General features: G+C 40.7%; 8 protein-coding genes. All 8 read left to right on the top strand.

Going from position 1 to position 13,319, the window contains the following annotated elements; all coding sequences use genetic code 11:
• The first annotated feature begins 240 nt into the window (after positions 1 to 240).
• The 8 genes from PBT90_RS11300 (at position 241) to PBT90_RS11265 (ending at position 13,168) form a co-directional block, all read left to right on the top strand.
• Positions 241 to 1,572 carry a cytochrome ubiquinol oxidase subunit I gene (locus tag PBT90_RS11300; RefSeq protein ID WP_264810680.1) on the top strand — a complete coding sequence of 444 codons (1,332 nt, stop codon included), beginning with the start codon at positions 241 to 243 and terminating at the stop codon, positions 1,570 to 1,572.
• Between the two features lie 9 nt (positions 1,573 to 1,581).
• On the top strand, positions 1,582 to 2,592 hold the full coding sequence (locus PBT90_RS11295; protein ID WP_264810679.1) for a cytochrome d ubiquinol oxidase subunit II: 1,011 nt from the start codon (positions 1,582 to 1,584) through the stop codon (positions 2,590 to 2,592).
• 238 nt (positions 2,593 to 2,830) lie between these two features.
• Positions 2,831 to 2,956: a hypothetical protein gene (locus PBT90_RS11290; RefSeq protein ID WP_264810678.1), complete on the top strand. Its 126-nt coding sequence runs from the start codon at positions 2,831 to 2,833 to the stop codon at positions 2,954 to 2,956.
• A gap of 22 nt (positions 2,957 to 2,978) precedes the next feature.
• A complete protein-coding gene (locus PBT90_RS11285) occupies positions 2,979 to 3,977 on the top strand; it encodes a hypothetical protein (RefSeq protein ID WP_264810677.1) in 999 nt (332 codons plus the stop codon).
• A 671-nt stretch (positions 3,978 to 4,648) separates the two neighbouring features.
• On the top strand, positions 4,649 to 7,075 hold the full coding sequence (locus PBT90_RS11280) for an ABC transporter permease (protein ID WP_264810676.1): 2,427 nt from the start codon (positions 4,649 to 4,651) through the stop codon (positions 7,073 to 7,075).
• Between the two features lie 242 nt (positions 7,076 to 7,317).
• Positions 7,318 to 9,753: an ABC transporter permease gene (locus tag PBT90_RS11275; RefSeq protein ID WP_264810675.1), complete on the top strand. Its 2,436-nt coding sequence runs from the start codon at positions 7,318 to 7,320 to the stop codon at positions 9,751 to 9,753.
• A gap of 249 nt (positions 9,754 to 10,002) precedes the next feature.
• Entirely contained in the window at positions 10,003 to 12,426 is a 2,424-nt protein-coding gene (locus tag PBT90_RS11270; protein WP_264810674.1) for an ABC transporter permease, read from the top strand.
• Positions 12,427 to 12,886: 460 nt separating this feature from the next.
• Positions 12,887 to 13,168 carry a hypothetical protein gene (locus PBT90_RS11265; protein WP_264810673.1) on the top strand — a complete coding sequence of 94 codons (282 nt, stop codon included), beginning with the start codon at positions 12,887 to 12,889 and terminating at the stop codon, positions 13,166 to 13,168.
• Positions 13,169 to 13,319 lie beyond the last annotated feature (151 nt).

Genomic DNA, 13,319 nt, shown 5'->3' with positions numbered 1-13,319 from the left:
GCAATTAATCTAATGAAAAATGTGATAAATGCATGAGCTAAGCCCTTGGTTTTCTGTATAAAGCCTAAAAGCATTATTCAGGATGCTGACTTTGTAAAATAATGCCTTTTGATTTGCTGAAAAAAGGAAGGGATTTTAATACATCTTTGACGAACTAATTTCCTTTTTTACACGTCAGTAAGGTAGCATGTTTTGATTGGCTCAGTTGTCAATTCTATTCCATCTAACCCCTTTTGATCCATGGATGATCTTTTTGCTGCCCGCTCCCAAATGGCTCTATCGCTGGGCTTTCATATCATCTTTGCTTGTATAGGTATGGTGATGCCTTTTTTCATGGCCACCTCTCATTACAAATACTTGAAAACAAAGGATACTGTGTATATGGATCTCACCAAAGCCTGGAGCAAAGGCGTGGCGATTTTCTTTGCCACCGGCGCGGTATCCGGGACCATGCTTTCTTTCGAATTGGGTTTACTTTGGCCGGAATTTATGCTCCATGCCGGACCTATTTTCGGAATGCCGTTTTCTCTGGAGGGGACGGCGTTTTTTATAGAGGCCATTGCACTGGGATTTTTTCTCTATGGCTGGGGTAGGTTCAATCCCTGGTTTCACTGGTTCACAGGTGTAATAGTAGGACTCAGCGGTTTGGCTTCGGGGATTTTAGTGGTAGCTGCAAATGGCTGGATGAACAGTCCTAGTGGTTTTGACTATGTCAATGGGGAATTCCTGAATATTGATCCCATCGCTGCTATGTTCAATGAAGCTTGGTTTACCCAGGCCCTGCATATGACCCTGGCGGCTTTTGTAGCCACAGGTTTTGCAGTGGCAGGCATACACGCCTACTTATTGATGAAGGGAGAGAACAAAGCTTTCCACCAAAAAGCATTTACCATAGCCCTGATTTTTGGAGCTGTGGCGGCTGTTCTTCAACCTATCTCCGGAGATATTTCAGCTAAGGATATCGCAGTGCGGCAACCCGCAAAACTAGCGGCAATGGAAGCGCATTACCATACTGAAGAAGCTGCAGACTTGATTATTGGGGGGATTCCCGATGAAGAGGCTAAAGAAGTAAATTATGCCATTAAAATTCCAGGAGCGTTAAGCTTTTTGGCCCATGGGGATTTTGATGCTGAGGTGATAGGGCTGGATCAGTTTCCGGAGGAACATCATCCACCTGTTACGGTCACGCACTTTGCCTTTCAGATTATGGTTGGGTTGGGGATGATTTTGGTGGGCTTGAGTTTACTGTATTTTTTCTCACTCTGGAAAAAGAAAAACTGGCTGGCCCAACCTTGGTTTCTCTGGCTATTTGCTTTGGCTACACCTTTGGGATTTATCGCCGTGGAAGCTGGATGGACCGTGACCGAGGTAGGCCGACAGCCCTGGATCATCTATGAAATCATGCTTACCAAAGATGCGGTAACGCCTATGCCGGGAATCAGCTATTCCTTTTACATTTTCACTGCAATCTATCTTTCCCTTACGGCAATTGTGGGTTTTCTGCTGGTAAGACAAATTAAGGCTGTATCCCAAAAGCCAACACTTACACCAAGTACTTCCTCTGACTCTTAATCTGATCCTATGCTGTACGTTGTCATCATTTTTCTGTGTTTGTCTATTTTACTCTATGTGATTCTGGGAGGAGCAGATTTCGGAGCAGGGATATTGGAAATAGTTACTCCATCTTCCATGCGTGACAAATTCCGCGACACCACTTACAAAACCATAGGCCCCATCTGGGAAGCCAATCACATGTGGCTGATCATTAGCATTGTGATCCTGTTTGTGGGTTTTCCTTCTATTTATACCATGCTTTCAGTGCATTTGCACATTCCTTTGGCATTAATGCTCATTGGTATTATTGGTAGGGGAACAGCTTTTGTATTCCGGCATTATGATGCCTATCAGGATGAAATGCAGAAAGTTTATAATCTCATTTTCACTTATTCCAGTTTTATTACCCCGCTATTTCTGGGCTTGACGTTCGGGGCTGCAGTGGGTGGGGAGATTGATCCTGAGGCCAATAGCTTTTTGGGAGCTTATATCCAGCCATGGCTCAATCTGTTCAGTATAGCGGTAGGTCTGTTTACAGTCGCTATTTGTGGGTTTCTGGCGGCGGTTTTTCTAGTGGGTGAGGCGAGAAAGGAGGAGGTGCAGAGGCTTATTATCCGTAAGGCAAAATTGTTTATGGTTTTAACTTTTGTGGCGGGAGGTTTGGTCTTTTTTGCATCTATCATAGATGAAGTGCCTTTAGTGGACTTGATTCTTACCGAGTGGTTTACGGTTGGGGTTTTGTTTCTGGCCACTGCAGCCATGATTTTGCTGTGGTTTAAGCTGGGTCGCGGCGATAGAAAACTGGATAGGTTCCTTGGAGGGTTTGTGGTTTCAGCCATTCTTTTGGCCTTTGGTTATCATTATTATCCAGACATCATTATTGTCAAATCCGGTGAAAATCTTTCGCTTTTCAATTCTGCAGCTCCTGAGAAAGCCATTTCTAGTCTGGCCTGGGCACTGATGATCGGAAGCCTATTTATCTTGCCGGCACTGTATTATTTACTGTATAGTTTTCAGAAGCCTAAATTGGTGGAGTAGTATACTACTATATTTTGAATGGTGATTTACAGGACGATGGTAAACCTTTTAAAGGAATCTGATTTTTTCTACCATCCCAAAATACTTAAACAATACCACTTTTAGCGGACATTTGTTGAGTGGAGCTATTCATTAGCAGTCAGAAGGTGACAATGGGATAGGATAAATTTGTTGAACTTATTTTTTTTTTCATATTATCAAGAAATAATTAGTGATAATCCAAAACCAATTTTTACAAATGAAAACAAGAATTTTTAAATTTAGTATTCCAAATGCGCTAGAGGGAATGGAGGAGCCAATGGCTGGTTTGCTGCGGGAGTATATACACCTTCTGGCAGTTCCAGTAATTACAGTTCAGGCTTAAAAATAATTTCAGGAATAAGACCATGAAAAAGATACTAAACCACTTTCTTTTAATTTTTGCGCTTTCTTCCTGCTTTGGTTCCAAAAATAATTTTCCAAATGGGGAATTTCCTGAGGAAGTCCAAAATTTTGAACTGCTGAATACACCTCATGATGAAATGAATATGGATTCTGATGTTTTGTACCACTCTGTAGCTTTCACTTTTTCGACCAACCAAACTAGCGCAGGGGGTCAATTTGATCTGGAAGTCAGTACATTGGATATAATTTGGGACACTGAGACGGGCAGTTTGAGCTTCTCTGTGTCCGAAGGTGAAAACAATAGGAAAAACGCTATATCCAAGGCAAGTAATTCTTCTTGTGATGAAAGAGGACCTTACTCATTTTATGATGAGTCAGGGGACTTGGTGATGCTTTATTCTGGAAGATGTGATGAAGAAACTGAAATTAAACTTGTCAGAGAGATAACCGAAGGTTCTAACTCTACTTTTAGTGAACCCCAATCTATTCACTTTTTGCCAGAAAGCCATGCCGAAATGTATCCCTCGCTTATGGGTGGGGATTTTCAAAAATCACTGAAAATTGAAGAGGGAAGAAGCCCCAAAAACATAGTCTTTTCTGCTGATATGGGAGACGGATATGATATTTATCAGATTGAGATTCCAGATGGGATTTCAATTCTTGAATTTTTAAGATCAGAGGAGTTTCCAGAAGCTTCGAAATTGAATCTTAATTCTGATTTCAATGATCACTTTCCGTTCGTATATAAAAATATCCTCCTATTCGCATCAGATCGTAGTGGTGGATTAGGAGGGTATGACCTCTATTACTCTATTTTTCAAAATGGAACTTGGACAGATCCGGTAAATCTAGGCGATCAAATTAATAGTGCTCAGGATGAATATAGGCCTATTCTAGAGTCTTTTGTAGATTACAAAAATGACATGTTAATATTTTCATCAAACAGGCCCGGAGGTAAAGGTGGATTTGACATTTATTATGTTGGCTATAGTTTCCCCTGAACCAGAAGAAAATGAAGTTAAACAATCTGATTTTCAAATGATATTGGGTTTCAGTAGCGCAGGGAAACTCTGTTTCTAAACTGGTCTGGGCGCTGATGATCGGAAGCCTATTTATCTTGCCGGCACTGTATTATTTACTGTATAGTTTTCAGAAGCCTAAATTGGTGGAGTAAATACCCTGATTTTCAGCTCTGCGTATCTCCTACTGTCCAAAAAGGAAGAGCCAAGAATCTAGAGTCAAGAACCAAGAATAGCATTTAGTAGCTGTTAGGGATTTTGCGTAGGCGATAGGTGACAGAATAGATTTATTCTTTCCGTCTTTCCATGAAACAGGGTGTACACATTATGAAAATTTTTTAATTCCTGCTTTTTCCTTTTTTCTAGCTGATCACTGTATTGACTTTTGCCCGAGAGCGGACGAAATCGTCCGAGCTGAAGATTTTTGAAATGCTAAAAATGCCTTATTGACTATTTCAAGGCCGTTTATAGTGGCATAAAAGTAGAGCTAAGTATCAAGAGGCAAGAACCAAGAGTCTAGAGCCAAGAGCCAAGAGTCAAGAACCAAGATTTAAGAAATAAGAACCAAGAGTATTTAAGTTTAGAATGAAGGATTAGGAGGCCCTAATTTTTCAACCCGCCTCGGCGGACAAGTACTATCAACTGATAAAAACATGCTGAAAAATTATTTAAAAATTGCCTGGAGAGTATTAAAGAAAAACAGACTATATACTGGACTGAATATCTTTGGTTTGACTTTGGGTATAAGCGGGTTTTTGATGATTATGCTTTTTATTCAGGATGAATTGAGATACGATAGCTATTTATCAGACTCCGATTCTATCTACAGGGTCAGTACGCATTGGGGTAATTTTAATGCGGCAAGTTATGCCACAGCCCCTCCAGCTTTGGGACCAAGAATGGAATCCGATATTCCGGAAGTTGATGCAGTTACACGGATTTTAAAATGGAATGATTTTACCATTCAGCCTGGCTCAGGAGTCAATAAAGAACAGGTCTTTCGGGAAGAAAAAGTGTATTATGCTGAGCCTAACTTTTTCCAGGTTTTTGATTTGCCTATCCTGGCTGGAAGTAAAGAAAAGGCTCTTTCTGAGCCCAACTTTATTGTAATTACAGAATCTCTTTCGAAAAAGTATTTTGGAGATATTTCACCGCAGGAAGTCCTTGGGAAGGTCTTATTGATCGGAAGTAATGATCCCACACCTAGGGAGATTGCTGCAGTGATCAAGGATATTCCAGCTCAATCCCACATGCATTTTGATATGCTGGTTTATGAGCCGGGGATGTATCAGGAGATTTTTTTAATGGATTCTTGGTCTTGGCCAATTCTCTATACTTATGCCAAAATAGCGGAAGGAAATCAACAGGCAGTTTCCTCCAAGCTCACTCAGATTGTGGAGAATTACGCGATGCCTTCGCTTAATTCTGAAGATGGAAGTACGGATTACAACCTTCAGTTGATGCCTATTCCGGACATTCATCTTAATTCGCATCTGCTCCGTGAATTCGAAGCAAATAGTTACGAAAGCTATGTTTATATTTTTTCATTGGTTGCCATTTTCGTCTTGCTTTTGGCATGTATCAATTTTATGAATCTGGCTACCGCCAAAGCTGGGCTTCGGTCTATGGAAGTTGGAGTAAGAAAAGTGATGGGCTCCAAAAAATCACAGCTCGTTTACCAATTCCTGACAGAAGCATTTATTATAGTTCTCATTTCCATTTTCCTTTCCCTTTTGGTAGTACAGTTATCAAATTCCCTATTCAACCAAATTTCGGGAAAGGACCTTCAGTTTAATCTGATTGGAAATCCGATGGTCTTAGTAGCAATTCCTTCTTTATTAATTGTACTGACCCTTTTATCAGGATTTTATCCAGCTTTCTATTTGAGTTCTTTCAAGCCTTTGCTGATTATGAAAAAGCAATTGTCGGTAGGGAAGAATTCACACACTTTCAGAAATGCCTTGGTTGTTTTTCAGTTTGCGACTTCTTTGACTTTGATCATTTGTACGCTGATGGTGCAGCGGCAGATGAGTTTTATCCAAAACACCAATCCCGGATTTGATAAGGATCAGTTGCTGATTATTCATAATGATGGGGAAATTCAAAATCATCAGCGGGAGGATTTCAAAGGAAGGTTTGCTTCAAGTTCCCAGATACAATCCCTGAGTTTTTCTACTGGAATTCCAATGGCAGGCCAGTTCCAGATGCGATCTTTTAATGTGCAGGATGCGGTAGAAGAGCAGGGAATGAATTGGTATGAAGCAGATGCAGAATATATCGACACCTATCAGATCAACTTACTAGCCGGGAGAAATTTCGCAAGGACAGCAAGAGCAGATTCGGGCAAAGTAGTCATCAATCAGCAGGCAGCTAAGTTCTTTGGGATCTTGGACGATCCTGTGGGGCAGATTTTGACCAAAAACAGAGGTGAAAATGATGAGGCAACTTTGGAAGTGATCGGCATGGTGGAAGATTTCAATTTTGAGTCGTTTCGGAATGAGATCAAGCCATTGGTCATTGAATACATGGACAATTATTTCTTAAGAGATTACATCACCGTTCGTGTTCAGGCTGGTTCGATGGAGTCGGGTTTGGCAGCTTTGGAAGAGGCCTGGAAAGCCTACGAACCTCGAGTTCCGATGAATTATTCCTTTTTGGATCAAGACTTTGCTTGGGTATATCAATCTGAAATGAAGATGGCAGATCTGCTGAAAGTTCTGACCCTACTTTCGATAATTATTGCCTGTCTGGGCTTGTTTGGACTGACAGCATATACCACTCATCTGCGAATGAAAGAAATTGGAATCAGAAAGGTTTTTGGAGCTTCCATGGTGGAGATTTTCATGATGCTTTCTGCTTCTTACCTGAAATTGATCTGTATTTCTATTCTATTCGCTATTCCACTTGCCATTTATTTTATGGATCAATGGCTTGAAGAATTTGCCTATAAAACAGGTTTGAATGTCTGGGTAATGGTTTTGGCTACGATATCCTGTTTGGCTTTAGCCTTGGCTACAATCTTTTTCCAGTCCTATAAAAGTATCCAAGCGGATCCAGTGAAGAGTTTGAAAGATGAATAACGAAGTACGATTGAAGAAGCGCGAAGTATCGAGTACGAAGTATTAAGTATCAAGTACAAAGTATCAAGTATCAAGATACCCTGCAGAAGGTAGGTATATAGTATCTAGTATTTTGAATTTAGGAACAAGTACAAAGTATTAAGTACCAAGTATCAAGTATCTAGAATCAAGAATTTGAAAATAACAGGAGAGTTGGTAGATAAAAAACCTTTCAACCTTTGAACCTTAAAACTTTAAAGCCCATGTGGAAAAACTATTTAAAAATCGCCTGGAGAAATATTCTGAAAGCCAAAGGTTTTTCCTTTATCAATATTGCTGGACTCAGCATTGGTATTTCTGCTTGTATCCTGATTGCTGTTTATATTCTACACGAAACCAGCTATGATAAATTCGTCCCGAATTCCGAAAATATCTATCGTGTAGTAAACAGCATCAATTTAGGTAATGGCACAGAAAGAGGAGTTCATTTTTCTGCCAATTTCGCCAGGACAGTTGATGCTGATTTTGATGAGGTGGAAAAGGCAGGAAGGATCATGGACAATGACCTTTTTTATGGAGCAGGAGCCAATGAAATTCAGATTAATGATCAGGATATGCAGCACCATGAAGAAGGTTTTGCTTATGCCGATCAGGAGGTTTTGAATATTTTCAGTATCCCAATGGTATTCGGGGATGCTAAAACTGCATTGACAGAACCAAAGTCTATTGTCATTTCTGAATCTGTTTCCAAGAAATTCTTTAAAGATCAAAATCCTGTAGGTAGTGTGATTTACCTCAATGGAAATCGGGAAGATCCCAGAAGAATTACTGCTGTGATGAGGGATTTCCCAACTAATTCGCACCTGAACTACAAGTACTTTTTGACCATGAAAGGAGTTGAATTTGGGAAGGGTGAGCAGGATAGATGGGTTCAGTCCAATTACAAAACTTACTTACAGCTTAGACCAGATACCAATGTAGAAGAATTTGACAAAACGCTTTCTTCCACTGTGATAATTCAATATCTCAAACCGGCCATGTTAGCAATGGGATTGACCATGGCGGAAGGATTGGAGGATAAAGCTGAGTTATATCTACAGCCAATGACGGATATCCATTTGTATTCCGCCAATATTGGAAGTGAGTCTGGTTTTAGGAATGATATCAAAATTGTCTGGATTTTCGGGACTGTTGCCTTGTTTATCCTGGTTTTGGCTTCGATTAATTTCGTGAACCTCTCCACTGCCAAATCTGCCAATCGGGCAAAAGAAGTTGGCCTGAGAAAGGTAGTTGGTTCAAGTAGAACCAACTTGATCTTTCAATTTTTAGCGGAATCCGTCCTATTGACATTAATGGCTTTTGTGGTAGGATTAATTCTGGCAGAGTCCATTATGCCTCTTTTCCAAGAGATGACAGGCATAGCACTGACGATACCTTGGTCAAACCCGTTATTCTTGCCAATTCTATTAGTTGCGGCTTTATTGGTTGGTGGTCTTGCAGGGTTTTATCCATCTATTTACTTATCAGCTTTTTCACCCATCCATGTGCTAAAGGGAAGATTAAGACTGGGCAGCAAATCAGGAGGCTTTCAAAGCAGTCTGGTGGTCTTTCAATTTAGTATCTCAATTATTCTGATTATTGGCACACTGGTAATCAATAAGCAGATGTCTCATATCCTCAACTCAAAAGTTGGGTTTGAGAAGGAGCAGGTGATTCAACTTTACGGTACCAATATGTTGGGGGATCAAGATCAAGTTTTCAAGGAGGAATTAACCCGTATATCCGGAATTGAATCAGTTTCAATCAGTGATTATTTGCCCTTGGCTGGGACTAAGCGAAATGGCAATCAATTTACCAAAGAGGGTAGGGATAATATTGATGAAAGTATCTCTGGCCAAGTTTGGCAGATAGATGAAGATTATTTAGAGACGCTTGGAATTGAATTAATAGCGGGAAGAAATTTTGATAAGAATATCGCTTCTGATAAGAAAGCAACCATCGTAAATGAAGAAATGGTCAAGGAACTTGCTTTGGAAGATCCGGTAGGAAAGAAAATATCGAGATACGGTGAAGTCAATGAAATTATTGGAGTAGTCAAAGATTTCCGCTTTGATAATATGAAACAGCGGGTCTTGCCTCTAGCTCTCTTTATGGGCCAAAGCAATACAATCATGTCGGTGAAGGCAAATACAGAAGATATGCAGGGGCTATTGAAATCAATAGAGGAAAAATGGAATGGATTTGCACCAAATCTTGCCTTCCGATATGCCTTTATGGATGATTCCTTTGCACAGATGTATAGCAATGTCCGTAGAGTTCGAATCATCCTGACCAGCTTTTCTGTGTTGGCCATTTTAGTTGCTTGTTTAGGCTTGTTTGCACTGTCTGCCTATATCATTGAGCAGAGAAGCAAGGAAATGAGTATCCGTAAAGTTTTGGGTGCTTCACTCCATGGGATCTTCAGAATGTTGACGCAGAAATTCATCTTGATGACCTTGATTTCCTTGGTTATTGCCGCTCCGATTTCTTATTACTTGATGGAAAACTGGCTGAAAGACTTTGATAGTAAAATTGAAATTGGCTGGCAAACCTTTGTGGTTTCCGGATTAGTAGCGACCACGATGGCTCTATTGACAGTAAGTTATCATGCTTTGAAATCTATAAGAATCAATCCTGCCTCCAATTTGAAAGGGGAATAATCAAGTACAAAGTATTAAGTACAAAGTATTAAGTACCATGTATCAAGGTAGCCTGCAGAAGGTAGGTATATAGTATTTTGAATTTAGAGGCAAGAACCAAGAGTCAAGAGACAAGAGACAAGAATCAAGAATTTAGAACAAAGAGTCAAGAACAAAGAGTCAAGTATCTAGAATCAGTAATTTGAAAACAACAGGTGAGTAGGTAGATAAAAAACCTTTCAACTTTTGAACCTTAAAACTTTAAAATGCATGTGGAAAAACTATTTTAAAATCGCTTATAGAAACCTGCTCAAGAAGAAGGTTTATTCTTTTATCAACATTGTTGGATTGGGGATTGGAATGGCCTGTTGTGTGCTCATTTTTATGTTTGTGCAGGATGAGCTTTCCTATGATCAATTCCATGAAAAAGGGGACAGGATTTTCAGAATTGTTCATGGGTATTTTGGAGAGGATGAGCAGGCCAGTAATGCCAGAGAAGATTACTGGGTTTGGGGCAATGCCCCGGTAGGGCCTGCATTGGAATTGGATTTTCCTGAAGTGGAAAAAGTGGTCCGGTTTTCTGGAAAAGCTGATATATTATTCACAAGAGGTGACCAGACCCAACAGGAGGATGGAATTGTTTTTATGGACTCCACCTTTTTTGATGTGTTTTCTTTTGAATTGCTCGAAGGGGATCCCAAAAAGGCTTTAGTAGCTCCATATAGCGTGGTGTTATCAGAAACTACCGCACGGAAATATTTTGGTGACCAGGAAGCATTAGGGAAAACCCTAAAAGGATCTGATGTAGCAGGAAGAGCCAATGCCGGGGATTATACCGTGACGGGAGTAATGAAAGACCTGCCTTCCAATTCACATCTTCAATTCAATACCCTTCTCTCTCTCAGTACCTTTCATCAATCCAGACCAGGTGTTTTTGATGCCTGGGGTTATGTGGATACGTACACCTATTTCTTGGTCAATGATCAATTTGACCAGCAGGCATTTGAAGCCAAAATCCCTGGATTTTTGGAAAGAAGAGCCAGCGAAGAAAATGGGCCAAATTATACCATTGGGATTGAGCCATTAAGTGATGTATACCTTAGATCGGAAGTGCAGCGCCAACCTGGAGATACTGCATCCTTATCCAATATTTATGTTTTCTCAGTGATAGGTCTATTTATTTTAGGAATAGCCATCATCAATTTTATGAACCTTTCTACAGCACGTTCCATGGAGCGGGCTAAGGAAGTGGGGATTCGAAAATCCATAGGTGCAGATAAACGTAGTTTGATCTTTCAGTTCTTGGGGGAATCTCTGATTATTGTATTACTTGCTGCTATTACGGCGGTGATCTTTGTTTCGATTGCCATGCCTATGATGAATTCACTTACCGGCAAAGAGCTTTATGTGCAACAAATTCTTAACTGGCAGACTATCCCTTTCTTTTTGGGGATAATCATTCTGGTGGGGCTTTTGGCAGGTTCCTATCCTGCCTTGGTATTATCCAGTTTCCGGCCTGTAATGATTCTGAAAGGGATTAACAAATCCGATGCCCGTGGAGTCAATCTCAGAAAAGGTTTGGTGATATTTCAGTTTAGCCTTTCCATAGCACTGATCGCCGGAACCATCATCGTATATTCTCAAATGAGTCACTTGCTGGACAAGGATATGGGCTTCGATAAGGAGCAGATGGTAATAGTGGATTACAATTATGATGAGCAGGTAAACAATGTTTCTTCTGCCTTGGAAAGCGAACTGGAAAATAATCCGAATATAGAATCTGTGGCGTTTTCCAGGTCTGTGCCAGGCAGCCACTTTCCAAATGCAGGGACTACGATTGAAAATCCTGAAGGTGAAATGGTCATGATTGGTCAGGCTATTTTTCAGGTAGGACTGGATTTTATTGATCATTTCGATCTGGAATTAATCGCTGGAAGATCTTACTCCAGAGATTACCCCTCAGACTCCACTTCTGCTTTGGTGATCAATGAAGCTGCTGCCAGACAGTATGGCTATGCAAATCCAGCAGATGCAGTAGGCAAAAAGTTTGATCAATGGGGTAGAGCAGGTGAGGTAATTGGAGTGGTCAAAGACTTTAATTACATCTCTTTACATAATACAGTTGAACCCTTGACTTTGCCTTTTGAAGCGTATGCCAGTCGGTATATGAGCCTAAAGGTAAAGGGAGAAAACTTACCAGAAACACTCACTCAGATCGAGGGAGTTTGGAAGGAATTGGCGCCCCATAGACCATTTATTTATAGTTTTCTGGATGCTGATTTCAATAAGCAGTACGAATCGGATTTCAGGTTCAGACAGATCTTTACCACCTTCTCTATTTTGGCTATTTTGATCGCTTGTTTGGGATTACTTGGCTTGGCGACTTATACCGCAGAGCAGCGAACCAAGGAAATCGGAATTCGAAAAGTACTGGGAGCCAATATTGGCAGCATAGTAGGCTTATTGTCTAAGGACTTTATCAAACTGGTTTTGGTGGCGATCCTGGTTGCTACTCCAGTGGCATGGTTTGCTATGAACAAATGGCTGGAAGGTTTTGCTTATCAGGTGCCAGTTCACTGGTGGGTATTCTTGATCTCAGGGATGTTGGCAGTTGTAGTTGCCTTGGTGACTATTAGTTTCCAGGCAGTAAAAGCGGCTATGTTGAATCCGGTTAAATCTCTAAAATCAGAGTGAGGAAGATGAAATCCCGAGAATTCGGGAGGAAAAGTCTGAAGAGCGAATAAAGTAGCAAGACATAATTTTCAAAATTTTAGAGTCCAGCCTGCTATCTCCTCGGTCTGTGTCTACCTCCTCGGTCTGTGTCTCACAGACCGAAATGAAGAAAGAGATAGGAGATCGTTAAATATAGTGGTCTGTGGGACACAGACCACGGTGGAAGAAGCTCTAGATGACACGATTACTAGCTTTCGACTTTGCTCAGGGCGAGCCTTTACAACTCTATAACCTCAGCACTTTCCAGTCTCAGCACTTTCCAGCCTAAAAACTATAAAGCAATCGACCGAAAGCGAACAAAATCGTCCGAAGATTAGGATTCACCCTGCGCTGAAATGCCCAAAATTGCCTGTATGGAGGCATTTGGGCTGGCATGGATCTGGAATACCCAAAATATCTCAGCACTTTAACTTCCTCTACTATGAGCCATATCGCTATACCTATCCCCAATTTGCCAGGCAAACAGAATATTGATATTCAGGTGATCATCAATAACGAGGTGAAAAAATTGCATTACAAAGTAGAGCTTTTCTATTGGGATGAATGCCAAAATCCTGCAAGCCACCGGGCGGATTGTATTTCTGAAATGCTGAGCCGGCATGACCCCAACTGGACGGTCTATTACATAGGTGCTCCTACAGACAAGTTTGTCCCGATCACATTTGTAGATCGAGAAAGTAAAAAGTGGATGCAGATCAGGTGAGGGGGGAAATATCTAGAGCCAAGAATCAAGAGTCAAGAGCCAAGAAATAAGAATCAAGTAGCTAGTATCAAGTATCAAGAAATAAGAGCAAAGCTTGCCTTCCGACGGTAAGAATTGAAAACCAGAGTCGTGATTACAAGAATTGAAAAAA

It is taken from the genome of Algoriphagus sp. TR-M9 (assembly GCF_027594545.1).
Taxonomy (GTDB): domain Bacteria; phylum Bacteroidota; class Bacteroidia; order Cytophagales; family Cyclobacteriaceae; genus Algoriphagus; species Algoriphagus halophytocola.
The sequence above is the reverse complement of the archived record's forward strand: the minus strand, read 5'-3'. Positions and strand labels throughout refer to the sequence as shown.